Below are 25,251 nucleotides of genomic sequence, written 5' to 3'. Positions count from 1 at the left end.
ACCTGGGTGCGGGTGTAGGTCGGGGCGCGGAGCCGGTGGGTCGGGCCCGCCTCGGCGGCGTGCGGAAACCGGCGGAGGTGGAGGCGCTGCACGTGACGGCCCGGGACGGGAACACCTGGGTGCGGGTGTAGGTCGGGGCGCGGAGCCGGTGGGTCGGGCCCGCCTCGGCGGCGTGCGGAAACCGGCGGAGGTGGAGGCGCTGCACGTGCTGGCGCGGGACCGGAACACCTGGCCGCCGGGTGCAGGTCAGGGCAGCCGTACCGCCTTGCCGGGGTCCAGCAGGGGTGCCATCAGGTCGCCGAGATCCTGCAGCCGCGGGGCGATGTCGTCGGCCCGGAACTCCAGCCGGCCGGGACTGCGGCAGTCCTCCACCTCCTCCCAGGTCACCGGCGCGGACACCAGGGGAGCCCGGCGGGCGCGCACCGTGTAGGGCGTGGCCGTCGTCTTGCGGGCCGCGTTCTGGCTCCAGTCGACGAAGACCTTCCCCGGCCTCAGGCTCTTCGTCATCCGGTGCACCACCAGCCGGGGCATCGCCCGCTCCGCCTCCACCGCCAGCGCCTTCGCGTACTCGGACGTCCGTTCGGACGAACTTCCGCGCACCGCCGCCAGCAGATGCAGCCCCTTCGACCCGGCCGTCTTCGGGTAAGCCTCGATCCCGTCCGCCGCCAGCCGCTCCCGCAGCCACAGGGCGACCTCGCAGCAGTGGACGATGGTCGCCGGCGCACCCGGGTCGAGATCGAAGACCAGCCGGTCGGCCTCGTCCGGGCTCTGCACCAGCCACTGGTGCGTGTGGAACTCGGTGACCAGGTTCGCCGCCCAGACCAGACTCGGCAGGTCCTGCACCACCACCATCCGGGTCGGCCCCTCCGAGGAGGACCGCGGAACCGCGGCGGTCGTGACCCAGTCGGGCGTACCGGGCGGCACGTTCTTGGTGAAGAACAGCTGCCCCTCCGGGCCGTCCGGATAGCGCAGGAAGGACACCGCGCGGTCACGCAGATGCGGCAGCAGGGCGCCGGCGGTGGTCGCGTAGTAGTGCAGCAGCTCTCCCTTGGTGAAGCCGGTCTCCGGATAGAGCACCTTCTCCAGGTTGCTGAGCGCGACCCGCCGCCCCTCCACCTCCGTAATAGGCGTCATAAGATGACAATCCCAGACAAACCGGTAAAAACGGGAAAGGAAGGGTGCGGCACGTGCGATCGATATGGAACGGCGCCATCTCCTTCGGTCTCGTCAGCATCCCGATCAAGCTCGTGAACGCGACGGAGAGCCACGCGATCTCCTTCCGTCAGATCCACACCGAGGACAACGGCCGCATCCGCTACCGCAAGGTGTGCGAACTGGAGGACCGTGAGATCAGCCAGGCGGAGATCGGCAAGGGATACGAGGACGCGGACGGCACGATCATCCCGATCAGCGACGAGGACCTCTCCCACCTGCCCATTCCCACCGCCCGCACGATCGAGATCGTCGCCTTCGTACCCGCCGACCGGATCGACCCGCTCCAGATGGGAGCGGCCTACTACCTCGCGGCCGGCGGGGCCCCCGCCGCCAAGCCGTACACCCTTCTCCGCGAGGCCCTCAAGCGCAGCAACAAGGTCGCCGTCGCCAAGTACGCGCTGCGCGGCCGGGAACGCCTCGGCATGCTGCGGGTGGTCGGCGACGCCATCGCCATGCACGGCCTGCTCTGGCCGGACGAGGTACGCGCCCCCGAAGGCGTCGCCCCGGACGCCGACGTCACCATCCGCGACAAGGAACTCGACCTCGCGGACGCCTTGATGGACACGCTCGGCGAGGTCGACCTGGAAGACCTGCACGACCAGTACCAGGAGGCACTGGAAGAGGTCATCGCGGCCAAGGCCTCCGGCGAGGTGCCGCCGGAGGCACCCGCACCGGCGGCCGAGGGCAAGGTGCTCGACCTGATGGCCGCGCTGGAGAACAGCGTGCGCGCGGCCCGGGAGTCGCGGGGCGCGGCGCCGGCGGGTGGCGAAGCCGAGGTCAGACCGCTGCCGCGGCGACGGGCGGCGCCCAAGGAGACGGGCGGCAAGAAGTCCACGAAGGCGGCCACCGAGAAAAAGCCGGCGACGGCACGGAAGTCCACGTCCAGGACGGCGGGGGCGACGAAGACGGCTGGGGCGACCAAGAAGACCGCGGCGGCGAAGACGACGGCCAAGTCGACGACGAAGTCGACCGCCAAGTCGACGGCGAAGAGTGAGGCACCCGCGAAGAAGACGGCGACGAAGAAGACGGCTTCGCGCAAGCGCTCGGCTTGAGGGCCGTTCCGGCAACGCCACCGGGGGTGTCGGTGACCTTTCCCGGCTGCCGGTGCGCCGTGCCTGGTCGGATACAGTTCCCCGCCTCACCGGAGCGCGCCGGGCTGGCAGGAGTGGTGTTGCTGGGGGTGCCTCGTCGGCCGGGGTGGATCTTGTGTGGCTGGGGGAGTCGTGCGACTGGGGGCGCTCACCCGTATGTGGCTGGGGGAGTGGTGTTGCTTGGGGTGCCCACCTGGCGGCGGCGGAACATGCGCAGCTGGGGCGGTCGTGCCGCCGGGGTGGCGCCCACCCGGCGGCGGTGCAAGGTGCGCTGATACGGGCAGTCGTGCCGCTTGGGGCGGCACGGGTGGGCGCAGCGGCACCCCGCGAGCGCGGGCAAGCGAGACCCCCGGCAACAACGACTGCGTCGCTGAGGTAGCCGGCGCAGACCGGGAGGAGGCCGGCGGGGAGGTAGCCACCGACGTTGAGGGCCGCGTTGGCCTCGGCGAGCCGAGCCCCCGGCACGGTCGAGTTCAGCAGGGACAGACCGCCCAGCTGGCCCATGCCCTGGCCCGCCCCGGCCAGCAGCGCGGCGGCGGTCAGTGCCGGGACCGAGCCGGTGTGTACGGCAGTGACGAGCGCGAGCATGCCGAGCGCGGTGGCGGCCGCACCGGTGACCAGGACCGTGCGCCGGCGCAGTCGTCGTACCGCGAACTGCACGCTCGTCGCGCTGAGGAACATGGCGAACGCCAGCGCCCCGGAGACGATCCGGCTGCCGGTGCCCAGCAGCCCTGACAGCAGCGAGGGCCCGAGCGACAGCACGAACACGTGGCGGTGATGCCGGGAGCGAAGGCGGCGACGCCCAGCGCGAGCTGCCACCCGGCACCGCTCGGCACACCCGGCACCCGCACCCAGGCCCTGGCCGGCGCACCGGCACCGGCACCGGCACCGGTGCTGGTGCTGGTGCTGGTCGGAGCAGGCCGTCGTAGGGGCATCCGCAGCACCACCACGACGGCCGTGACCAGCAGCCCCGCCTCCACCGCGAACACGGTGACCGTGGGCGCGGGCAGCGTCTCGGACAACACTCCGGCGAGCAGCGGCCCGAGCCCCGCGCCGAACACCATCGCGCAGGAGGCGAGCAGCGCCGCGAGACGGCGGCGCCCGGACCCGGCCACGTCGGTCACCGCGGCCATGCCCGCCGAGACCACGGCCCCGACCGCGATCCCCGTGCACAGCCGGCCGACGATCAGCGCGACCACGCCGCCCGCCGTGGCGAAGACCAGACAGGCCAGGAGAGCGAGCCCCAGCGCGGGCAGCAGGACGGGCTTGCGGCCGAGCCGGTCGGAGGCGACGCCGGACACGAGCAGGGAACCCAGCAACCCGGCGATGTAGCAGGCGAAGACGACGGTCAGGGTGCCTTTGCTGAACCCCATCTCGCGCTGCCACAGCACATAGAGCGGGGTGGCCGCGTTGGACAGGACGAAGACGGCGGTCACGGGCCAGGCGGCGAGCCACACCCAGCGGACCGGCACCTCACTGCTCACCCGGCCTTGCCCTGTACCGGTGGTGCCTACGTCGGTTTCTGCCACGACAGTCCTCCCCGAGCGTCAGTACGAGTCCAGTCGTACTTGTACGAGTGGAGCCGAACCTAGCACGTAGTACGATCGAACTCGTACTGGAAGCCCGAGGGAGGGAACCGCAGTTGACCCCGAACCGGTCCGCGGCAGCGGACACGAAGCCAGGCATCACACAGCCGCCGGAACCCGCCGGCCTGCCCGATCCGCTGCCCGAGCCGACCGTCGAGGAGCTGCGCCTGGAGACGGTGCTGGGCGCGCTCAGCGACCCGCTGCGGCTGCGGATCGTGCGCAAACTGCTCCTGGAGTCCGAGGAGTTCGACCACACCTGCGGCTGGTTCGGCCTGGACCGCCCCAAGTCCTCGCTGACCCACCACTTCAGGGCGCTGCGCGAGGCGGGGATCACCCGCCAGCGCCAGTACGGCCTCGAACGCCGCAGCCACGTCCGGATCGCCGACCTGAACGCCCGCTTCCCCGGTCTGCTGAACCTGGTCGCAGCGTGGAGCCCGCCGGACGGGGAGTGAACGGGCGCGCACGTCCCACTGCGAATGCGCGCCGCTCACCGACCGCTACGGCCTCAGACCGATGAAGGGCTCGCGACGGTCGAGGGCGGCGCGCCGAAGAACGTCGGCACGGCGGGCTGGAGCCGGGCATATCGCCGCCCTCCGCCCCGGATGCCAGCCGTGGCCCCGCGCCAGGCGTCGAGCTTCGCGCGAGGGGGTGGCGACCTCATCGTGTCCTTTGCTTCAGCCGATCGGCGACCTCTCAAGGCGTCCAGGACGAGGCCGGCCGGACCGGCGCAGTGTGACCTGCACCACTTCATCGGGCGGATCAGGGGCCGGCTGGAGAGCTCATGGAAAGTACGAAGAGGCTCAGCGAGCGGTGCCGTACGGGCCCGCACGACTGTGCTGAACATCCGGTCGAGCCACCCATGAGCGGAGCCGCTGGGCCGCCGCGGAAAACAGGCCTTCCATTTCACCAGCCGGAGGAGTAGGTTCCGCTTACCCCGCGACGGCGTCTCCCGAGGCGCTGGCCCGCCAGTTCCGGACGGCGGGCCGCGCGGGGGCCAATTGCCTGCTCGTGGCCGCCTGCCCATCGGCTGTGGAGGCGAACTTCGGGCACGATGGGGACCGAGGCCTGCCGAGCACGTCAGCCGGTCGCCTGGGGCTGGTGGCGGTCGGTTGTCTCCGCGGCGGTCGCTGTACTTCCCGGCTGACAACTCTCACACTGACCACCGCCTGAGTAGCTTGATCCGAGCCCGCTTCGGCCGTGGCCGTCGACTGTTCGAAGGCTGGACAGAGGCGCTGTGTATGCCGCCGTCCCGCGTCGTCGATGTCAGCCCGGACCCGGCGAGACGGTTCCGGCTCGTACTGATCCCGGCCCCAGTTCGTCGCCACCCTCAGGCAAGACCTCGACACGTTCGGAACCGCCGAGGACGAGCGCCTGTTCGCCAGCGAGCGGGGGCCGGAGTGGTCGGCTTTCCGGCCAACTACCGCTTGTGGCAGGGGTTGGCAGCTAGGCGCTCCCACCGACCGCAGTTGTCTCGCCGCTCGCCGCTCGCCGCTCAGCCGTACGACCTCCAGTACTCGGCCCTGTCGACCTGACTCAAGCCTGGAGTGGACGCGACTGAGGTGGTGAGCACGCGGGAAGCAGTGTTGAGGTTTTTGCTGAGCCGCTACGCCAAGTAGGTCGACGGACGGCAAGAGATGACGAATCGCAAGTCGAAGACCCATTGCCTGAATATCAGCGAACTGGCCACCAGATCGTCAGCCCCGGCTCTCGGCGGGCCAAGAGCTCCGTCGTGTATCGGCCGCGTTGCCCCGGCCGTCAGGTACTGGATGCACCTGGCGGGTCGCCTTCCATTTTCTCAGCACACGACCTCCCCAGGCGTCCCGTCCGGTTCGCGCTCTACGCCCGGGCCGTCAAGGTGTCGACCCTAGCTCCATGGGGGCTTTGGAGCAGACGCCGCGGCGGCTGAGCGGCGGACAGTCGCGCTGCCCGTACTGCGGCTTGCCGCGAGATCGGGTGGCGACGCTCGAGCGTGACTGGGTGATGTTGGAACCGGACATGGCTCCACTGGCCCACACGGTGCCGGCGGAGCACCGGTGGATCGAGCTGTCCGATGGGCGGGTGACCGTCTACGGGGTGTGTCCGCCGGATCCGTTCCAGCGGTGTCGCATCGAGCACCGACTGGCCTGCCCGGCACAGTCACTGCCGGATCTGTGGCCGTGGCTGACGACCCTGCGAGGGGAGAACGCGCGGCGGGCGGACCGACAGAACGACGCGGAGTCGCCTCCACCCCCCGAGGAATGGCCGGACGCCGGCTGACGGGCACCTCGGCAACGCCGGTACGGCCCGGGCAAAACGTCCCAAAGCCTTGCCCACGAACCCCGCAGCCCGTGTCCCAGAGCCGCTCAGCGCCGCATGCGCCCACACATACAGGAAGACCCCGGCCTCAGCGTTTCCGCTGGTGACGGGGTCTTTGAGCACCTCATACAGGGTTCTCTTGGCAGGGTACGAACCGCGCACACGGCTCCGGAGGGCGCTTCGGTCCCTGGCGTATGCACAGGTCAGCGCTATCCCACAGCGCGGTGGGTCGGAACTCGCCCACAGATAGTCCACGATCTCTCGCCGCGGACGAGTTTGACGACAAGATCAGCTGTCAGCGGTCGTGTTACGTAGGTCTACCGTTCGGTCGGCTGGCGACGGTTCTCTTCACAGCGCCTGGAGAGGTAGAAGCCAACGGTTTACCCCTTGATCGCGACGTTCTGCCCAGAGGACATGAACTTGTCGCGGCTCCGCTGCCCCTGCTCGAAAAAGACGAAAGAGCCGTTACTGGTGGTCGTTTCCTCCAGCGCCCAGCCCAAAGAACCGCTCGAAGAACTGTGTCAATGTTTCGATCACACGCTTCTTCTTGTCGCTGTGGCCGCCATCGCGACTGAAACGAGAGACGGGGGGCAGGATCTTTGTAATCTCCGTACCAGTCGTGCGGATCTGCCCGTCACGGAACGCGTCCGTGATGAACGCCCGGGTCTGCTCGGGCTTGAGTTTTTGCTCCTCGATGATCGCCGCGAGTTCAGCATCTCGCTTCGCCTCCACGTACGCCTGCCACTGTTCATCGACAGCGCCGTTCACAGACAGCGAGTTCACGAAGTCTTCAACAAGGTCGCGCTTGCTCCGCAGGCTCGGGCTAGCGTCGACCGCACGCGAGATTTGGGCACGAATCTCCTTGTCCTCGCCGTCCCCACGCTCGGCCCGCATCTTCTCAACGAGCATCAAGATGTAGTCGACGTTGATCTCGACCTGCTTGACCAGTTCGATCTCGAATACGACATCCTCGTTTATGCGTTCCTTCTCCGTGGCGGTCTCCGCCCGGAACTCGGCGTACAAGTTGAGGTAGACACTGCGGTAGTCCTGGTGCTGGCGATCTGCCAACAGGTCCTGGCCGGCGAAGTCGTCAAACTCGGTCAGGATGTTGTGCAGCCGCAGTACGGCACCGAAAAGGTTGATGAAGTCCTTCTGGGCCTGCTCCCCGATGATAGGGGTGCCAAGCGGGAAGGTCTGTAGCAGCTCGGTGACCTTCTCCACGTACTCGCTGTAGTACTCGCTGTAGGACGGCACAATGACGATGCCCTTGGCATCCTTGTTCCCGAACAGCTCGAGCGCCGCGTTCGTCTCCTCTTCAAGGTCACGGAAGACGACGATATTCCCGTGGCGTTTGACGGAGTTGAGGATCCGATTGGTGCGCGAGTATGCCTGGATCAAACCATGCATCTTCAGATGCTTGTCGACGAACAGCGTGTTGAGCGTGGTCGCGTCGAAGCCGGTGAGGAACATGTTCACCACGATGACCAAGTCGATCTCGCGGTTCTTCATTCGCTGTGACAAGTCCCTGTAATAGTTCTGGAACTTGTCGGCGCTGGTGTCGTAGCTGGTGCCGAACATCGCGTTGTAGTCCCGGATCGCATCTTCCAGGAACGTGCGCGCGTCTCCGCTCAGGGCGTCGGTGTCAAACGCCTCGTCGTCAAGAATCCCGTCATCGGTGGCCTCGTTCGCGCCGTAGGAGAAGATGATGCCCACCTTCAGTCGCTGATCCGGGGTGAGCGCCTCCTGCTGATGCTTGAACTGCGAGTAATAGCGCCGCGCTGCCTCGATTGAGGCGGTGGCGAGCAGGGCGTTGAAGCCGCGGACTCGCTTCTTCTCACGAAGCGCCTCTACCTGACGCCTCGTCCGGGTCGATTCCACAACATTGGCGACAACCGCGTGCTCATAGCTCGTCTGCCGCTTCGTCTTCTGATCGAAGTGCTCCAGGATGTACGCCGTGATCTCGCGGAGTCGGCGCACATCCAACAGAGCGCGCTCCCGATCGATCGCCGAGACCTGCTTATCGTCTGGGTTGCCGACCTTGATCGTGTTGATGTAGTCGATTCGGAACGGCAGGACATTCCTGTCCGTGATCGCATCTATGATCGTGTACGTGTGCAGCTTGTCGCCGAAAGCCTGCTCAGTGGTCTTCAGCAGCGGGTTCCCGCCGCTCGAGGAGTTGACCGGGAAGATCGGGGTGCCGGTGAAACCGAACAAGTTGTACCGCTTGAAGGCTCGCGTGATGTCGGTGTGCATGTCGCCGAACTGCGACCGGTGACACTCGTCGAAGATGATCACGGAGTGGCCCGAGAACACCTCGTGTCCCCGGTTCGCCTTGATGAACGTCGACAGCTTCTGGATCGTCGTGATGATGATGCTTGCATTCGGATCCTCCAGCTGCTTCTTCAAGATCGCCGTGGACGCGTTCGAGTTGGCGGCGCCTTTCTCGAAGCGGTCGTACTCGCGCATCGTCTGGTAGTCGAGGTCCTTGCGGTCGACGACGAACAACACTTTCGCGACATCGGGTAGCTTCGATGCCAGCTGCGCAGCCTTGAACGACGTCAGCGTCTTGCCCGACCCGGTCGTGTGCCAGACGTACCCGCCCGCCTCGACGGTGCCAAGCGTCCTGCGGTTCGTCGAGCACTCGATCTTCCGCAAGATCCGCTCTGTCGCCACGATCTGGTACGGCCGCATCACTAGCAGGTCACGGTCGGCTGTCAGCACGCAGTACTTCGTCAGCAGGTTCAGCAGTGAGTGCTTGGCGAAGAACGTCTTGACGAACGCGGTCAGCTCCGCGATCGGCTTGTTCCGTGCGTCCGCCCACCACGACGTGAACTCGAACGAGTTGCTTGACTTCTTGTCCTTGCCCGCGCCGGCAGCCTTCTGGTTATCCTTCAAGTGCTTCGAGCGGGTGCTGTTGGAGTAGTACTTCGTCAGCGTGCCGTTGCTGATCACGAACAACTGCACATACTCGAACAACCCAGAGCCTGCCCAGAAGCTATCGCGCTGGTACCGGTTGATCTGGTTGAACGCCTCACGGATGTCCACCCCACGGCGCTTGAGCTCAATATGCACCATGGGCAGACCGTTGACTAGCACCGTCACGTCGTACCGGTTCGAGAAGCTCGCACCGCCCTCGCCCCGGTCAACCTCGTACTGGTTGATGACCTGCAGACGATTGTTGTGGACGTTCTTCTTGTCGATGAGATTGATGTTCTTCGTCGTACCATCGTCACGCTTCAGAATCTGAACGTGGTCTTCCTGGACCCGCACCGTCTTCTCCACGATGCCCTCGTTCTGTCCGGCGATCTTGGTGGAGAAGAACGACTCCCACTCAGAATCCGAGAAAGACACGTGGTTTAGCGCCTCAAGCTGGATCCGCAGGTTCGCGACCAGCTGCGCCTCCGATGTGATCGGGAGGTACTCATACGCCTGCGCCTCCAGCAGACGGATCATCTCCTGCTCAAGTGCCGCCTCTGATTGGTACACCGTTGTTCCAGAGACATCGGGGATGTACTCAGCGACAACCGTGCTTTCAGCCGAGACAGCAATCGGGTCGTACTTGCGCGCCTGCCCTTCCCTCATGCCGCAGCCTCCTTGAACGTCAAGAGCCGATCGCGGTATTGCTCGTACTGCTTGCGACGCGCGTTCAGTTCACCGGGCAGGCAAATGCCGATGTCGTTGATGAGAGCATTGATGTCGTTCAGCTTCGAGGCCACTGCCTCTTGCACAGCGAGCGACGGTACTGGCACCTCGATCTTTGAAAAGTCGGTCTTGTTGATCAGGGGCATCGTTCCACCGCTACGCTCGCCCTGGGCGCGAAGCCGGTCGCGCATAGAGGTAAGCAAGTGGTAGAAGTAGTCCACCACGATCTCGCGCGTTGGAATGATCGAGTTGATCTGCTGGTTTGTTACACACTCATGCTCATTGATGACGGTCTTACCCATATCCGCGCCAATGCACGTGACCAGAAGTGAGCGTGCAGGCACCATGGCCTTCGCCATTGAGGCAGCGCCAGCAGTAGACAGTTTACGGCTAGGCGCTGAGACCACCTTCATTCCGTTAGCGATATCGCTCGGGGTAATAAAGTCAATCTCGGTACCCCATGCCAGCGCATCGGATGACTTCGGTGTCCGCCCAGTAACAATTCGACCAAGCTCGCCGAGAGCAACCCGTTCGGCACCGTGAGCCGCTTCAGCAAGCCTCTGTGCTCTGTAGTGTTCGTACTGGCGGCGTCGTGCCTCCAGCTCGGCCTGCAGCTTGGCTTCCAGCTCGGCCTCCAGCTGAGTGAACTGATCCAGCACTCTCACGATCTCTCGCTGCACTTCAAGAGGAGGCACTGGAATTCTGTAATTCAAGAGCTGAGAACTGTTGATCGATGTAACCGATCCGCCGATTTTACTGGCCTTACGGAGGATGTCTTGCCCGCGCGAACTCAGTACATGCGCGAGATAATCGACCATCACGTCAGCGTACGGAACAACCGCCTTCATGTCCTGATTGAGAGCAACCGGAACCGGCACCAAAGCCGTCGGAAACGTGTGATTAAGAATGCTCGAACGCACGACCATAGCGACTGAAGTGGGAGGTACCAACTTCGCGGCTGATTCACGCAAGGCCGCCTCGGCGATCATGTCAATTGATGAATTGACGACGCGCCTCCCCATGTCTTTCGGAGACACCCATGGAATGGTGCCATCCGTCCAATACTCGGCCTTCCCTTTCGATGGCGTTCCGCCTCCGTACCAGGTACCGATCGAGCCAAGATGCTTGAAGTTGACCCCGTCCGGGCACAACTCCTGAAGCATTTCATTGATACGGCTCACGCGACGCCTCCTCTTGCGATCTCACTAACATTCTCGACGTTCCAGCCCAGCTCTTCGATCGCTCGCGCGTATTCATTATCACGGCTTACTTCGTCGACAACGCCAAGGACCAATTGGAGGCAGGGCTTGTATTTCTGGAGCGCCTCTTCTTCGCTTGACTCGCCATGGATAATGTCGCTGAGCTCGCGAAATAGCTGATAGCCGTCACTTGAGAAGCGTCGCGGAATAATGTTGCGAACTTCATTCACTTTCTCTAGCACGACAGCGAAGGGGATATTTCGTCCGTTATTCTTTTTTGTCTCGATATCGGCAATCTCGGCCACTCCGAACGTGACGAGCTCGAAGATCTTACGAAGGTAGACGATCGATCCGGCGCCGAGTTGGTTTTCATACGCGAGCTGCGCTCGCTTCACCAGATCCGAGAACGGTCCACGATGGCCGTCAACCCGTTCAGCGCGGTCACGGAGGTTCTCTGTGTAGCGCTCGATACGCACTTCCGGTGCGACACCAGAAATGTCGCCATTGCCACCGATGAGGAACCATATCTCCACGGAGGACCGACACTCGATACATTGTAGTGTGGCGTCGATACTAATTTGGTTGTCGCCGATCCCCAAACACGACAGCTCATCTCCAGACATGAAGGTTCGCTGAGCGTCACAGGCGCGGCAATGGAAATTTCGGAGGACCTTCCCTACTTTGATCCTTTTGTGCTTGCCCCACTTCAGCGTGTGCCCGTCGAGAAAACCATCCACTTGCATGGTTGTGACAGCGGGAGCGTCGGAGAGGAGTTTAGATAGGCGCATTTCCCCCTGCTTCCAGCTCGGAAACTATCGCGTCGATCGACGTGCGTAGCTCCGCCTGCCGCGCCACAATACGGGCGATCTGGGCGTTTAGTTCGACGATGTCGACCTTCTCGTGCATGTCCTCCGACTCCACGTAAGTGGACACAGCGAGGTTGTACTCGTTCGCCGCGATGTCCTCATTGCTGACGAGCGTGGTGAAGTGATCTTCCGGCTCGCGTGTGGTGAACGCCTCGAGGATCCTCGCCTGGTGCTCCTCAAGCAGCTTGTTCTTGCTGCCGACACGCTTGAACTCGGCTGAAGCGTCGATAAAGAGCACGTCGCTGGAGTGTTTCGACTTCTTCAGCACAAGAATGCACGTGGCGATCGTGGTTCCGAAGAACAGGTCGGCAGGCAACTGGATGACCGTGTCGACGTAGTTGTTGTCGATCAGGTACTTACGGATCTTCTTTTCCGCACCCCCGCGGTATAGCACCCCAGGGAACTCGACGATCGCGGCCGTGCCGTTGACGGCGAGCCAGCTGAGTATGTGCATCGTGAAGGCCAGGTCAGCCTTCGACTTCGGCGCCAGCACGCCCGCCGGCGCAAACCGCTCATCGTTGATCAGCAGCGGGTTCGCGTCACCTTCCCACCTGATCGAGTACGGCGGGTTGGAGACGATCGCCTCGAACGGTTCATCGTCCCAGTGCGCCGGGTCGATGAGAGTGTCGCCGTGCGCGAGGTTGAAGTCGGAGTAGTTCACGTCGTGTAGGAACATATTGATCCGGGCAAGGTTGTACGTGGTCAGGTTGATCTCCTGACCGTAGAAACCCCGGCGGACATTGTTCTTGCCGAGCACCTTGTCGAATTTCAGCAGCAGCGAGCCCGACCCGACCGCTGGGTCATAGACCTTGTTAACCTGCTTCTTGCCGACGACTGTGATGCGCGCCAGCAGTTCCGAGACCTCCTGCGGCGTGTAGTATTCGCCGCCGGACTTACCTGCGTTGGCCGCGTACATCTGCATCAGGTATTCGTAGGCATCGCCGAACAGGTCGATCGAGTTGTCCTCAAACCGCCCCAGCGGCAGATCGCCGATGGCATTGAGCAACTTCACGAGCTTCTGGTTGCGCTTGGCGACCGTTCCCCCGAGCTTGTTGCTGTTGACGTCAAGATCGTCAAACAGCCCCTTCAGATCGTCCTCGCTGTCGGTTCCCAGCGCCGAGCCCTCGATGTTCTTGAAGACCCGAGCGAGCGTTTCGTTGAGGTTCTCGTCCCGTGCGGCGCGCTCGCGGACATTGGCGAACAGTTCCGACGGCAGGATGTAAAAGCCTTTCTCTGCCACCACCTCGTCACGAGCGAACTCGGCCTGCGCGTCGGGAAGCAGCTTGTAGTCGAACGACTCATCTCCAGCTTCATGTTCGCCGCGGTTGATGTACGCCGTTAGGTTCTCGGAGATGAAGCGGTAGAAGAGCATGCCCAGCACGTAGCTCTTGAAGTCCCAGCCGTCGACACTGCCGCGCAGGTCGTTCGCGATACGCCAGATCGTCTTGTGCAGCTCTGCCCGCTGGCCTTCTTTGGTGGTCGGTGCCATGTTGCAGCTATTCTCCTCCGCGCCACGGCGCGATCACGTTGCCTCGAAGTGCGCACCTAGGGTACCGGCGACACAGTCACGGCAGCTGCAGTTCCGATCATGGTGGGGTGACCTGCAGTTATGGGTGACAGGTTCGGTTACGCGGCCTGGAGGTCCGGTGTGGTCATGACGGTCTCGACTTCGACGAGGGTCAGGCGGCCTAGACGGTGTCCCGTAACTGCTGGTCACGACTGGGATGATCTTGTTGTGGCTGGTGTGATCACGGTACCGGAGCCGTCCTGGATAGCCCCGTTCTCCGGGCTGAGCCCGCGGCAGTTCGCCAAGCTCGTCACCGCGCTGTGGAGCGAGGGGGCCGATCCGGTCTGCCGGGGGCGGCCGTGGAACCTGCCGCTTGATGCTGTGGGCATGCGAGCCTGTGCGGCGCCGTGATGGCGTTTTGCTCAACCCTCTACTTCCCCAGCTCCCATCCCGTCCGCCGTCGACCCACACATCGTGGAGCGGGCGTGGTTCATGGCGTCCAGGTGGAGCGCGCCACTGCACGAACGACCTGGACGCCATGGGCTACATCTGCTCGGCTTTGCCTGGGTCGACGGTGGTCGGGATGGGAGCTCCCCACGCACACCCCTTCGGACCCGCAGCCGGGAATGGCGCCCCCTCCACCCGGTGCTGGCCGATCCCCCGCCGGAGGCATTGCCCTGACCGTGGGTCGCGCTCTGCGGTGATCGCCTCATAGCCACTGGCTCTACCCGCATGTGGGCGCGCGTCGGCGCAGCGCGGGCGGAGCGGGCCGGAGGCAGGAGCGGCGCCCGCAGCGGAGCCGGGAGCGCGCCCGGCGGAGCGGAGCGCAGCCGGCTTGAACCAGTAGAGAAGGTTGTAACTCAGTCGTCAGTTGGGATGTGTGTCCGGTCCCGGGAGATGCTTGACACTTCGGTCCCAGCTGATGGTTGACAGTGGCCGTGATCGGCTTTTCTGTGCGCGTCGTTGCGGCGTGTGTGGGGAGGCCGGGATTGGCGCTGGTGGAGTTGTCGGTTGTCGAGCAGAGATACCGGGCTGTCCTTGCGGTGCTGGCGGGTGCGACGGTGACGGAGGTCGCCGCGTCGCTCGGGGTGTCACGGCAGACGGTGAGCGGCTGGAAGTCGAGGTATCAGGCCTCCGGGCTGGCGGGTCTGGCTGATCGTTCGCGTAGGCCGGCGTCGTGTCCGCATCAGGCCTCTGCCGAGGTGGAGGCGGCGGTGTGTGAGCTGCGGCGCAAGCATCCGAAGTGGGGTCCGCGGCGGATCGCCCATGTGCTGGAGCGGTCCGGGACGGTGAGCCCGGCGCCGTCCAGGATGACCGTGTATCGGATTTTGGTCCGTCACGGGTTGGTGGAGCCGGGGGTTCGGCGCCGGAAGCGGTCCGATTACAAGCGCTGGCAGCGGGACCGTCCGATGCAGCTGTGGCAGATGGACATCGTCGGCGGGGTGATGCTGGTCGACCCGGTGACGGGCGAGTTGACCGAGGCCAAGGTCGTGACTGGTGTGGACGATCATTCCCGGTACTGCGTGATCGCGTCGGTGATCCGGCGTACGACCGACGTCCCGGTCCGTAACGTGAAAGCGAACAAGCCCCACGGGGCTCCCTACGTTGTCTAGGCCCACCGTCGAGCATCACCTGGGACCAGATCGTCAAGCATCAGCTGGGATCCGACACGTCAGTTGGGATGCGCCACAAGGGAGCTGCGTACTGCTCTGGCCGGCTGCTGATGAGGAGTTGGCGTAGCTCTTCGCGCTGGGAGCCGCTGAGGTTCAGGGCCTCGGTGATGCGGCGGAAGGTCGTGTGGGTGACTCCGCGGGCTTGCGCTTCAGCCTGGAACTCGTCGAGCCGGGGCAATATGTCGGCAAGGTCGAGCTTCGTGGGCGTCTGCTCGGTGAGCCAGGCTGCCTTGTTGCGCTCATAGTCGATCTCCGAAAACCCGCAGATTTCCCGGCTGTACGCCTCGGCCTCGTCCAGGGCGGCCGTCGTCATGATGGCGCGGGCCAGACTGTTGCGGCTGACCGCGTCGTCCAGGTCGACTTCGTGGACCGTGGCTCCCTCGTCGGTGAGGGATACGGGAAGGCCGGCGTCGCGTACCGCGCAGATACCGCGGACTCCCCGAGCTGTTGCGGCGAGCATCGCGGTTGCTTCTGAGGGGTGCCACTCCAGCACGGTGCCGACCGCCTCCACATCCTTCGACGTGAAGGTGTGGACAAGGGGGCCGAGCAGGGGGCGCAGGTCGTCGGGTGGGACCTCGCCATCCAGTCCTGGTCCTGCGATCAGCAGGCGGATCGGGGCGTTGACCTGGCAGCAGGCGGCGAGCGTGAGTGCGTCGGCCAGAGGGCTCTTGAGCGTGGGTTCGTCGCCCCGGGCGAGAATGTCTCCGCCGACGTCCAGCAGATCAATCGACGTGGGGGCCAGGTGGTCCACTAGTTCTTCCAGCTGCCGCGTGATGCCCTCGGCGCCGTGGTGCGGGTCGAGCAAGGCCAAGGTGTGCGGGAGCTCTGCCGCGAGTCGGGGGAGTGTGGAGCCTGCCGGCGGGATCGGCCGGGCCTCGGCCGGCACCGACCAGACGGAGTGAGTGACGGGCTCCAGCCCGGTGAAGCTGTCGGCTCCTCGGGGGCCCGGGAGTGGGTCGACCAAGAGGCGGTCCCAGGCGTAGGTGAGGATCACCGCTTGGCGCTCGTCACCGTACAGGGCGGCGTGGAGCATTGCGGCGGCGACTGCGTCGCCACCTCCTCCTGCTGCGACGATCAACCGCGTCATGTGCCCCACATTACGGGCTCTTATATTGGCCACTCACCCTATAGTGGCTAAAGGCCATAGCCACTTTGACAAGGAGGGGACATGCCGCAGATCGAGGAGACTCAGCCGAAGTATCTCCAGATCGCGCACTACATCCGCGATCAGATCCTTCGGGGAGACCTGCGGGCGGGGGACGAGGTCCCCTCGGAACGGCAGTTGGCGGCGGACTGGAAGGTCTCCCGGCCTACGGCCGCCCGGTCACTGGAGGCGCTGAGCCATCAAGGGCTCGTCGAGAAGCGCCAAGGGTCGGGTACCTATGTGCGCAGCCTCGAAGTGAACCGGCGTGCACGGGAGTTGTACGGCCGCGCACGCCAGACAGGGAAGATCTACACGTTCGGCGAGTACGCGGTGATCACGTCGGCCGGGTGGATGGACGCACCCGATCACGTCGCCGAAGCCCTGGGGCTGACGAAGGACCGCCGGGCGGTACACCGCCGACGGGTGACCAACAACCAGGACGGGCCCATCACCCTGTCCACGTCTTGGTTCGCTCCGGACGTCGGTCAGCGCGCGCCCAAGCTCCTGGAACCGGAACGGATCCAGGAAGGGACGCTGATGTACGTCGAGAACATGACGGGGCGGAAGGGCAGTTACGCCGAGGATCGCATGTGTGCTCGGACCGCTACCGACGAGGAGGCATCTGACCTGCAACTGGACGCCCACTCAGCCGTGTTGATCGTTCACCACGTGGTCTACGACCTCCAGGATCGGCCACTGGAGTTCTCCGAGGCGACCTACCCGCCGCACCGCTGGGCGTTCGAGCAGGGCTACCCCCTCGCCTGATTGCAGGGCAGTTCGCGTGAACCGCTTGCGCACCTCAAGTGGCTAATGCCACTATCCAGAAAGTGGCTAATGCCACTTGGAAAGGGGGCACGGGAGTGACGAGTCAGCGACCGGATCAGGGCACGCACTTAGCTTGCCGGGGATGCCGGGGGCGCGGCTGGAAGCGAGTCAGTTCGCGTACGTCGGTGGCCCTTGCCACCGCCAACGACCGCACCCGTGCCACATCGAAGCGGCGCTGCCTCGACTGCGACGGCAGCGGCAAGGAGTGAGCGCGGATGACCTACATGATCGACCGCTACCCCTGCGAGGACTCGCCGCGACTGGGGGCGATGACCTTACATCCAACCGCCGAATCCGTACCCCGGGCCCGGCGCTGGTTCCGGAAGTTCATCGCGCCCTACAACCCGGCCTGTTCGGTCGACGACTGCACGCTGATGATCTCGGAACTGGTGACCAACGCGATCCTGTACGGGCGGTCCGACGAGGAATGGCGCGTACGGGTGGAGTGGTTCCGGGACGGCACCTCGCTGCGTGTAGAGGTACACAACCCTGGATTCCCTGCGAGCGTTCGCCTGCGCCGGCCGGACGCCGATGACGCACACGGGCGCGGGCTGATCCTGGTCGACTCCATCGCCCAGTCGTGGCACTCGGGCCCCAGCCGCTTCGGGGGAACAGTCGTCTCCTTCGTGATGGCAGATGCCTGGCCCTCCTGAGCCGGTCACGCCCTGCTTCTACTGCCACAGTGGAATTGTCGTTAGTCTGGTTGACCAGTTGACTTGGCCAATCTCGACAGGCGGCGTTCATGGCGTATGAAGTGGAGGCACCCAAGTACGTGCGCCTCGCGCAGACGATCCAGCGTCGCATCGAGGACGGCACGTACGCGCCGGGCACGCGGGTTCCCAGTGAGAACCAGCTGGTGCAGGCGTTCGGGATGTCCCGGCCCACGGTCGTGCGCGCGCTGGAGTTGCTGAAGCGGGACGGCTGGCTGGAGTCCCGGCAGGGATACGGGACGATCGTGCGAGGGCGCCCCGCGGTCGTCGAGGAGAAGGACCGGCGAGGTCTGGAAACGCTGACGCGCGACGAGTCGCGGAGTCCCGGGCGCCTGGTCGACGTCGGCGAAGAGGCGGTCCCGGCGCGCGTGGCCTCGGCCCTGGGACTACCAAAGAACGCCAAGGCCGTCAGGCGCCGTTTCCTGGCCGAAGAGGACGGCGAAGCGGTCGAGCTGGTCTCCTCGTACTTCCCCGTCGGCCTCGTCGAGGGGACCGATCTAGCCGGCGGTGCCGCGTTGACCGCCGGTGTGCGTGAGCACCTGGAGGCGCGCAAGAAGGTCCGCTTTGACCATGTGACGGAGCGGGTGTCCGCGCGGCTACCCGATGTCACTGAAGCCGAGTTGCTGGGACTGCCGGAAGGCATCCCCGTCCTGAGTGTCCTTGTCATCGCCTGTGACGCGTCCGGGCAGGCGCTGCAAGTTTCTGACGTGCTTCTCCCTGCTGACCGGCACGAACTGGAAGACACCTACCGTCTCAATTGAGCCGCCTGACGGCGTCTCAAATCAACCACCAATCCAGCTTGACAAGTCAACTTGGCATCTCTAGCTTCGGACTTGCTAAGTCAACTTGTCAGGTGCAAGTTGGTCGACTCAGAAGGAGACATCTCAGTGCGTGTGATCCGCGTCGACGCCTCGACCGCCACGATCCTGCTCACCGAAGCGCCAGCGCCGAAGGTCCGTGACCGGCAGACCGGCGAGATCGCCAAGGATGCCGTGAGTGGTGAGGCTCTGATGACCGTCGGCGTCGTCTACATCGATGAGGGCGAGTCGTCGCTGATCCAGGTCACCATCCCCGAGAGCGGGGTCACAGAAGGCCTGACCGTCGGTGCCCCGGTCTCGCTGCCCGGACTGGTGGCCCGGCCCTGGCAGAGCGTCTTCAACGGACAGCAGCGGCACGGCATCGCCTACCGGGCCACCGCCGTTGCCCCCGGTGCCTTCCCGATGGCTCAGGCGGGCTGATCGTCGTGACGGACCTGGTCACGGTGGCCGAGTTGGGCGGGTCACTCGCCGCGATAGGCGGCGCGGCCTACGTCCGGCACGCTCACCCCGCGGCGTACTGGTCCGCGGTCGGGCTGCCGGTGTCGGTGGCCCGGCTGCTGGCCTCGTACTCCTCGACCATGGATGCCTGCGGCCTGACGGTCGAGCCTCCGCGCTGGAGGGCCCTGGTCGTGCGAGCCACCACCCGACGGGAAGTCCGACCGGTGCCGCCTCGCCGGGGCCTCATCCGCCCGACCTCGACCGGGCTGCGCATGAGGCTCCGCCTGGCTCCCGGACAGGAGCCGGCGGACGTGGCGGCCTCGGTCGAACGGCTGCGGCACGCCTGGGGCGTCCACGCCGTACACGTCCGGGACATCAAGCCGGGGGTCGTCGAACTGCGCCTCGTCGGCTACGACGTCCTCAAGAAGGTGCGCATGCCCCGCGGCCGTACGGGCCTGGGACCGCTCCGAGTTCCGGTGGCCCTGCGGGAGGACGCGACGGCGTACGTCCGGGACTACCGAGCCGTACCCCATGAACTCGTCCTCGGCGCCACGCTCTCGGGCAAGTCCATGTACCTGCGGAACCTGCTAGCCGGCCTGGCCACTCAACCGGTCGTCCTGGTCGGCATCGACTGCAAGCGCGGGGTCGAACTGGCCCCGTTCGCCGCCCGGCTGTCCGCACTGGCCACCGACCCCGACCAGGCGGCCGAGCTGCTGCCGGTGCTCGTGAAGGAAATGGAGGACCGATACGACCTGATCAAGGCCCGGCAGGGCATCGTTCCTGGCACCCCGGACGAACTGATCACCTCGGACATCTGGGGACTGCCGGACGCCGAACGCCCCGCGCCCATCGTGCTCTTCGTCGACGAGGTGGCGGAGCTCTTCCTCGTCGCCACACGGAAGGAAGAGGAACGGCGCGACGAGATGGTCACCCAGCTCATCCGCCTCGCCCAACTCGGCCGCGCGGCCGGCATCTACCTGCAAGTGTGCGGACAGCGCTTCGGCGCCGAACTGGGCAAGGGCGCCACCATGCTCCGTGCCCAGCTCACGGGCCGGGTCTGCCACCGGGTCAACGACGAAGCCTCGGCGAAGATGGCCCTGGGGGACATCGCCCCGGAAGCCGTTTGGGCCGCATGCTCCATCCCCTCCGAGCGGCCCGGTCTGGCCGTCGCGGGTGACACCTCAGGTGGCTGGTTCCGCATCCGCACCCCGAACCTCTCCCTCGCCGACGCGGCGGCCACCTGCCGCGCTGCGGCCCACGTCGCCCCCGACGTACCGGCCCTCTCCGGCTTCCGCCCGTAGAACCCGGCGGCGCCTGTGGAGGCGCCTGCACCTGGTGGCTTCTCCTCAGCCGGTCACCGAGTCACCGCTCCCACCCACGCCCGGCACGACGTTCCGTGCCGAGTCCCAACCCCGCCATGCCTGGAAGAAGGGAGAACACCCACCATGTGCCCCGACTGCGAAGACTTCGTCCGAACCGTCTTCTTACTCGGCCAACTCGCCTTGTACGCCGACACGTCCGGCGCTGACGAGACGTTCGTCAACACCGTGGCCCCGTGCCTGGCCGTGTCCCTGCCCGATCCGCCGCCCGGCGTCTTCCCGCCGACCACAACCCCGACGACGGCCCGGACAACCCCGACGAGTCGTCCTGATGGCTCGCCCCGCTCTCCGCGCGGACGCGGTCCTGGTCCAAGCCGTCATCGCCGGGGCCCTGTCCTTCGCGCACCTCCACGACCTGGCCGCCGCCGCGGGACAGACCGGATGGAAGGCGTGGGCCTACCCCGTCTCCGTCGACCTGCTGCTCGTCGCCGCCTGGCATCGGCTCCGCTCCGGCGGTCCGAAGCCAGCCGCCTGGTGCTGGTTCCTGGTCGCCCTGACCGCATCCCTCGGCGCCAACGTCGCAACCGCCGGCCTCCTCCACCTGGACGACGTACCGGCCTGGCTGCGCATCCTCGTCGCCGGATGGCCCGCGGTCGCCTTCCTCGGCGGAACCCTGCTCGCCCATGACTCACACACAGCGGAGCCGTCCCCGGAACCGGCCCCGGCAGGCAGCGACGGCCCGGGGCCCATGGCCGACCCGGCTCCCGAACTGCCTGCCGCCAGCGTCCCCGCACCAGCACCCGCGCCCGTTCCACCCGCTCTCGTCGCCCTGGCCCGCAAGGTCGCCGACGAACACCGGGCCCGGACCGGGTCCGCCATCGACACCACAACCCTGCGTGCACGTCTCGGCGTTCCGCTGCCGCTCGCCGAAGCCATCGCCGCCCACATCACCTGATCCGGAGGACATCGCACCGTGCGTCCGTCCACGCTCCGCGCGCTCAACCGAGCCGCCGAGCTGACCCGACAGAACCGCCTCACCGAGGCAATGCTCATCGCCGAACCCGTGATCCTCACCGCCGACGAGTACGAGGGCGAGGAGATCCGGCGGTGGCTCCTCGACCACGTTGCCGACTTCCCCGGCGAGAACCACCCGGACTCCAAGGAGCTGCCCTGATGCCCGCGAACCCGCGCTTCCGCCGCGTCGTCCGCATCGGTCCCGTTCAGGTCGCCACGTACTACGACGGCCGGGGCCGCGAGAAGCACACCGCGGCCTGTACCGCCCCGCGCTGCGGCTTCTCCGCCGACTACGACAGCCGCACCGCCGCCGAACTCGCCGCCCGTACCCACCGCTGCCGCATCCGCTGAAACGGAGTTCACGTGACCGTCTCGCTGCCGCTCGTCCTGGTCCTGGGCCTCATCGCCTGGGGCGCGGTCAAATTCCTCGGCGTCCGCGTCTGGCTCGTCGTCGTGATCGCGCTCTTCGGCTTCCTGCTCTCCCACACCTTCCTCGCCCCGGCCATCGATTCCGGCACCCGCTCCGGCGTCGACGTCGTCAACGGCACCCACCACTGACAAGGAGATACGCCGTGCTCCGCCCCAAGCTGCCCGACATCCCGACCCTGCCCACCTCGAACGCAGTCAGCAGCACCCAGCACAGCCACGCCCCGGTGCCCTCGGCCGGCCGCTCCCTCACCCCGTGGGTGGGCGCGGTCACTGCGGTGGCCGTCGTCGGCGTCGTGCTCACCGCGCTCCTCGCGGCGGTCGCCGTTTCGGCCGTGTCCGTGGCCATCGCCGCCGTGGTCCTGCGCTCCCTCGTCACCGGCGCGAACAAGCGCTGACCGGCCACCGGGGCGGCAACAAGCCGCCAAGCATCCGCCGCCCCGGGGCCGTCCCTTCCCAACCGCCGAAACAGCCGAAAGGAAGTCCCATCATCACCCGGCAGACTCCGCCCCCGCTGGCGGAACTCTCGATGCTGGCCTCTCTCGGCACCCTGCCCGAGCTGGCCCACCAACTGTCCGGCCTGGGTGGCTGCACCCACCCCGTACGTCTCGATGGCCACCGCACCGAATACGAGATCGACCTCGCGACCGGCGAGATCGGCCGAACCCTGCACCACCTCGCCTCTGCCACCCTCCCGGCCGGTCAGCTCCTCGTCCGCTGTAACAACCGCCGGGCCTCCCGATGCGCGGCCTGCGCCGAGACCTACCGCCGTGACACCTACCACCTGATCACCGCCGGGCTCCGCGGTGGCAAGGGCACCCCGGAACGGGTCGCCACGCACCCGCGCGTCTTCGCCACCTTCACCGCCCCCAGCTTCGGCCCGGTCCACAACCGTCCCTCCAGCGGTCGTCCCTGCCGCTGCGGCACTCGCCACGACGACCAGGACCCCGCGCTGGGCACGCCTCTTGATCCGGATGCCTACGACTACGAAGCGGCCGTGCTGTGGAATGCGCACGCCGGGGCCCTCTGGCGCCGCTTCTCGATCTACCTGCGCCGCGAGGTCGCCAAGCGCGCTGGTCTCACCCAACGCGCCTTCCGCGACCACGCCCGCGTCTCCTTCGCGAAGGTGGCCGAGTACCAGAAGCGCGGCGCGGTCCACTTCCACGCGGTCATCCGCCTCGACGGCTCGGAAGGCGGCGAGACTGCGCCGCCGGCCTGGGCCACGGCCGAGCTGCTGACAGACGCCATCCATGCCGCCGCCACTGCGGCCCGTGTCGACGGCCCGGAAATCGACGGCCGACCGCACTCCTTCGTCTTCGGCCGCCAACTCGACGTCCGCCCGATCCGCTCCGCCGCCTTCGCCGGCGGCCAGGACCTGACCGAGCGGGCCGTGGCGTCGTACGTCGCCAAGTACGCCACTAAGGGCGCCGAGACAGCGACGGGCACCCTCGATCGGCCGTTGCGGTTCCTTGCCGAGTTGGCGCAAGCGCAGATCACTGAGCACGCCCGGCGCATGATCCGCGCGGCCTGGGCCTTAGGCACACGCTCGGAGCTGGCAGACCTCCGACTGCGGGCCTGGGCCCACATGCTCGGCTTCCGCGGCCACTTCTCCACCAAGTCCCGCCGCTACTCCACCACTCTCGGTGCCCTCCGCGAGGCACGCGCCGACTGGCGCCGCGCTCAAGCCGCTCCGGCTGTCGACACCGACCCGGACACGACACTCGTCCTCGCCCACTGGGTCTTCGCCGGAACCGGTCTTTCGGCCGCCGAAGCCTGGCTTGCGGCGTCTCTCGAACCCGCACCCGGAACGGAAGGAGAGCCGACATGGACGCCCGCCGCGACGAACTGATGACTGTTCGCCAAGTCCTGGACGAACTGGGCGGCGTTTCTCGCCGGACGTTCTACCGCTGGCGCGAGCTGGGACAGGGGCCGGCCGCATTCAAGCTCCCCAACGGTGAGCTTCGGGTCTGGCGCAGTGATTTCACCTCGTGGCTACGGCAGCTGGAGGAGGCGGCGTGAAGTCTCTCGACGTCAAGGTCTGGGGCGTACGCAAGCGGGACACCAAGACGCCTTCGTACGGGGTCCGTTGGTCCGTCGCGGGCAACGTCTTCTCTGACTCGTTCCGCACCAAGGCGCTCGCTGATCACTACCGAGCGAAGCTCATGGGTGCCATGCGGGGCGGCGAAGAGTTCGACACGGAGACTGGTCTTCCGGCTTCGATGGAAGAGAAGAAGTCGCCACTGTCCTGGTACGACTTCGCCCTCAGGTATCTCGCGATGAAGTGGCCGCACGCTGCACCCAATACGCGAGACGGCATCAACGAATCTCTGACCAGCGTGACCATGGAACTGCTGACGGAGCGCGCAGGGCGACCGTCCGACGAGGAGATCCGCAAGGCATTACGCAACTGGGCCTTCGTGCTGCCAGGGCCCGACGACCGGGAAGTCCCGGACAACGTCCGGAACGTTCTGCACTGGGTGGCGAAGGCTTCCCGGCCGCTCGCGGACCTCGCTGAACCGGCGACGGCCCGCGCGGTTCTCGACGGGCTGAAGCTCAAGCTCGACGGCACCGCGGCAGCCGCCGAGACCGTGCGGCGGAAGCGGCGGACTCTCGTCAACGCTGCGAACTACGCGGTCGACCTGGGGGAACTGCGAGAGAATCCGATCACGGCGGTTCGCTGGCAGAAGCCCAAGGTCTCGAACCAGGTCGATCCGCGCGTTGTCGCCAACCCGGAGCAGGCCCGCAACCTCCTGGCGGCGGTGTCCTATGTCGGCGGTTACCAGCGTGCTCGCGGCCGGCGGCTCGTCGGCCTGTTCGCGGCGATGTACTTCGGTGGCCTCCGGCCCGCTGAGGCGGTCGGCCTGGTCGAGACTGACCTTGTCCTCCCTGAGCAGGGCTGGGGATCTGCGCTGCTCCACCGGACCCGTCCTTCGGTCGGCAAGCAGTGGACGGACTCGGGGGAGACCCACGACGACCGGGGGCTTAAGAATCGACCGGCTGAGGATGTTCGGCGTGTGCCTATCCCGCCCCAGCTCGTCGCCGTGCTGCGCGAGCACCTGGCCACGTTCGGCACGGCGGATGACGGGCGGCTCTTCTTCAGCGAGAAGGGCTCGGTTGTCCCGTCCTCGACCTACTACCGCGTGTGGCAGGAGGCCCGGCTCCTCGCGCTTCCGCCGGCCGTTGCGGCCTCGCCACTCGCGAGCCGACCGTACGACCTCCGGCACTCGGCGCTGTCGACGTGGCTCAACGCTGGGGTAGACCCGACCGAGGTGGCCGAGCGCGCTGGCAACAGCGTCGAGGTCTTGCTGACCCGTTACGCGAAGTGCCTCGACGGACGGCAGGACGTCGCTAACCGTCGCATTGAGGACCTGCTTCGCGAGTACGAGTGAGACGTCCTGCATCACCACCGAGGCCCAGGGCATCTTGCCCGGGGCCTCCCTCTTTTCTTCCCCTCAGTAACGGTCTGATCCCGTGGACATCGTT

General features: G+C 66.2%; 21 protein-coding genes and 4 pseudogenes. 18 read left to right on the top strand and 7 right to left on the bottom strand.

The genetic code is table 11. The annotated features are described in order from the left end of the window. Positions 1 to 246: 246 nt before the first annotated feature. On the bottom strand, positions 247 to 1,134 hold the full coding sequence (gene ligD / locus ACGFRF_RS08760; RefSeq protein ID WP_393737901.1) for a non-homologous end-joining DNA ligase: 888 nt from the start codon (positions 1,132 to 1,134) through the stop codon (positions 247 to 249). A 53-nt stretch (positions 1,135 to 1,187) separates the two neighbouring features. Here ligD and ACGFRF_RS08755 point away from each other — a divergent pair, with 53 nt between their 5' ends. Further along, on the top strand, positions 1,188 to 2,267 hold the full coding sequence (locus ACGFRF_RS08755; protein ID WP_393737900.1) for a Ku protein: 1,080 nt from the start codon (positions 1,188 to 1,190) through the stop codon (positions 2,265 to 2,267). Positions 2,268 to 2,651: 384 nt separating this feature from the next. On the opposite strand, the pseudogene ACGFRF_RS08750 reads toward ACGFRF_RS08755, so the two are convergent. Further along, positions 2,652 to 3,679, bottom strand: a pseudogene (locus ACGFRF_RS08750) (MFS transporter); the annotation flags it as partial. A gap of 269 nt (positions 3,680 to 3,948) precedes the next feature. Here ACGFRF_RS08750 and ACGFRF_RS08745 point away from each other — a divergent pair. Beyond that, complete coding sequence (locus tag ACGFRF_RS08745; protein WP_393737899.1) at positions 3,949 to 4,344, top strand: ArsR/SmtB family transcription factor; 396 nt, start codon at positions 3,949 to 3,951, stop codon at positions 4,342 to 4,344. Between the two features lie 1,420 nt (positions 4,345 to 5,764). Further along, positions 5,765 to 6,148 (top strand): DUF6083 domain-containing protein, encoded by a 384-nt coding sequence (locus ACGFRF_RS08740; protein ID WP_393737898.1) that lies wholly within the window; start codon positions 5,765 to 5,767, stop codon positions 6,146 to 6,148. Positions 6,149 to 6,652: 504 nt separating this feature from the next. Here the strand turns inward: ACGFRF_RS08740 and ACGFRF_RS08735 are convergent. From ACGFRF_RS08735 to ACGFRF_RS08720, 4 genes are read right to left on the bottom strand one after another with little or no spacing between them, the layout of a single operon-like run. Next, positions 6,653 to 9,769 (bottom strand): type I restriction endonuclease subunit R, encoded by a 3,117-nt coding sequence (locus ACGFRF_RS08735; protein WP_393737897.1) that lies wholly within the window; start codon positions 9,767 to 9,769, stop codon positions 6,653 to 6,655. Beyond that, the gene (locus tag ACGFRF_RS08730; RefSeq protein ID WP_393737896.1) at positions 9,766 to 11,010 is read right to left on the bottom strand and encodes a restriction endonuclease subunit S; all 1,245 of its coding nucleotides are present in this window, start codon (positions 11,008 to 11,010) and stop codon (positions 9,766 to 9,768) included. Before ACGFRF_RS08730 ends, ACGFRF_RS08735 begins: the two co-directional genes overlap by 4 nt. Next, positions 11,007 to 11,765, bottom strand: coding sequence for a hypothetical protein (locus tag ACGFRF_RS08725; RefSeq protein WP_393737895.1), 759 nt, complete (start codon positions 11,763 to 11,765; stop codon positions 11,007 to 11,009). Before ACGFRF_RS08725 ends, ACGFRF_RS08730 begins: the two co-directional genes overlap by 4 nt. Positions 11,766 to 11,802: 37 nt before the next feature. After that, positions 11,803 to 13,383 (bottom strand): type I restriction-modification system subunit M, encoded by a 1,581-nt coding sequence (locus tag ACGFRF_RS08720; RefSeq protein ID WP_393737894.1) that lies wholly within the window; start codon positions 13,381 to 13,383, stop codon positions 11,803 to 11,805. Between the two features lie 246 nt (positions 13,384 to 13,629). Between ACGFRF_RS08720 and ACGFRF_RS08715 the strand changes: the two are divergent. Together ACGFRF_RS08715 and ACGFRF_RS08710 are read left to right on the top strand one after the other, a co-directional pair. Then, a pseudogene (locus tag ACGFRF_RS08715) lies at positions 13,630 to 13,779 on the top strand (IS5/IS1182 family transposase); the annotation flags it as partial. Between the two features lie 626 nt (positions 13,780 to 14,405). Further along, positions 14,406 to 14,954 (top strand): annotated as a pseudogene (locus ACGFRF_RS08710) (helix-turn-helix domain-containing protein); the annotation flags it as partial. Positions 14,955 to 15,054: 100 nt separating this feature from the next. Here ACGFRF_RS08710 and ACGFRF_RS08705 read toward each other — a convergent pair. Next, complete coding sequence (locus tag ACGFRF_RS08705; RefSeq protein ID WP_393737893.1) at positions 15,055 to 16,161, bottom strand: DUF1152 domain-containing protein; 1,107 nt, start codon at positions 16,159 to 16,161, stop codon at positions 15,055 to 15,057. Positions 16,162 to 16,242: 81 nt separating this feature from the next. On the opposite strand from ACGFRF_RS08705, the gene ACGFRF_RS08700 reads away from it, so the two are divergent. The 13 genes and pseudogenes from ACGFRF_RS08700 to ACGFRF_RS08640 all read left to right on the top strand — a co-directional run bounded on the left by ACGFRF_RS08700 (position 16,243) and on the right by ACGFRF_RS08640 (position 25,157). Then, complete coding sequence (locus ACGFRF_RS08700) at positions 16,243 to 16,983, top strand: GntR family transcriptional regulator (RefSeq protein ID WP_393737892.1); 741 nt, start codon at positions 16,243 to 16,245, stop codon at positions 16,981 to 16,983. 275 nt (positions 16,984 to 17,258) lie between these two features. Then, complete coding sequence (locus tag ACGFRF_RS08695) at positions 17,259 to 17,696, top strand: ATP-binding protein (protein WP_393737891.1); 438 nt, start codon at positions 17,259 to 17,261, stop codon at positions 17,694 to 17,696. An 89-nt stretch (positions 17,697 to 17,785) separates the two neighbouring features. Beyond that, positions 17,786 to 18,514: a GntR family transcriptional regulator gene (locus ACGFRF_RS08690; protein WP_393737890.1), complete on the top strand. Its 729-nt coding sequence runs from the start codon at positions 17,786 to 17,788 to the stop codon at positions 18,512 to 18,514. A gap of 126 nt (positions 18,515 to 18,640) precedes the next feature. Further along, a complete protein-coding gene (locus ACGFRF_RS08685) occupies positions 18,641 to 18,991 on the top strand; it encodes a hypothetical protein (RefSeq protein WP_058081256.1) in 351 nt (116 codons plus the stop codon). Positions 18,992 to 18,996: 5 nt separating this feature from the next. Then, positions 18,997 to 20,371 (top strand): annotated as a pseudogene (locus ACGFRF_RS08680) (FtsK/SpoIIIE domain-containing protein); the annotation flags it as partial. A 288-nt stretch (positions 20,372 to 20,659) separates the two neighbouring features. Beyond that, the gene (locus tag ACGFRF_RS08675; RefSeq protein WP_393738300.1) at positions 20,660 to 21,283 is read left to right on the top strand and encodes a DUF2637 domain-containing protein; all 624 of its coding nucleotides are present in this window, start codon (positions 20,660 to 20,662) and stop codon (positions 21,281 to 21,283) included. 18 nt (positions 21,284 to 21,301) lie between these two features. Beyond that, entirely contained in the window at positions 21,302 to 21,502 is a 201-nt protein-coding gene (locus tag ACGFRF_RS08670; protein WP_393737889.1) for a hypothetical protein, read from the top strand. Beyond that, a complete protein-coding gene (locus ACGFRF_RS08665; protein WP_058081261.1) occupies positions 21,502 to 21,693 on the top strand; it encodes a mobile element transfer protein in 192 nt (63 codons plus the stop codon). The genes ACGFRF_RS08670 and ACGFRF_RS08665 overlap by 1 nt, the downstream gene beginning before the upstream one ends. A gap of 12 nt (positions 21,694 to 21,705) precedes the next feature. Further along, positions 21,706 to 21,900 (top strand): hypothetical protein, encoded by a 195-nt coding sequence (locus ACGFRF_RS08660; RefSeq protein ID WP_058081262.1) that lies wholly within the window; start codon positions 21,706 to 21,708, stop codon positions 21,898 to 21,900. A 14-nt stretch (positions 21,901 to 21,914) separates the two neighbouring features. Further along, positions 21,915 to 22,166, top strand: coding sequence for a SpdD protein (locus ACGFRF_RS08655; RefSeq protein ID WP_393737888.1), 252 nt, complete (start codon positions 21,915 to 21,917; stop codon positions 22,164 to 22,166). A gap of 131 nt (positions 22,167 to 22,297) precedes the next feature. After that, a complete protein-coding gene (locus ACGFRF_RS08650) occupies positions 22,298 to 23,617 on the top strand; it encodes a replication initiator (RefSeq protein WP_393737887.1) in 1,320 nt (439 codons plus the stop codon). Beyond that, positions 23,593 to 23,787, top strand: coding sequence for an AlpA family transcriptional regulator (locus ACGFRF_RS08645; protein WP_285563476.1), 195 nt, complete (start codon positions 23,593 to 23,595; stop codon positions 23,785 to 23,787). Before ACGFRF_RS08650 ends, ACGFRF_RS08645 begins: the two co-directional genes overlap by 25 nt. Beyond that, positions 23,784 to 25,157 carry a tyrosine-type recombinase/integrase gene (locus tag ACGFRF_RS08640; protein WP_393737886.1) on the top strand — a complete coding sequence of 458 codons (1,374 nt, stop codon included), beginning with the start codon at positions 23,784 to 23,786 and terminating at the stop codon, positions 25,155 to 25,157. The genes ACGFRF_RS08645 and ACGFRF_RS08640 overlap by 4 nt, the downstream gene beginning before the upstream one ends. The last annotated feature ends 94 nt before the right edge of the window (positions 25,158 to 25,251 follow it).

This window comes from Streptomyces sp. NPDC048521 (genome assembly GCF_043199855.1).
GTDB lineage: Bacteria > Actinomycetota > Actinomycetes > Streptomycetales > Streptomycetaceae > Streptomyces.
Note: the sequence above shows the minus strand (reverse complement) of the source record. Positions and strands in the feature narration are given on the sequence as shown.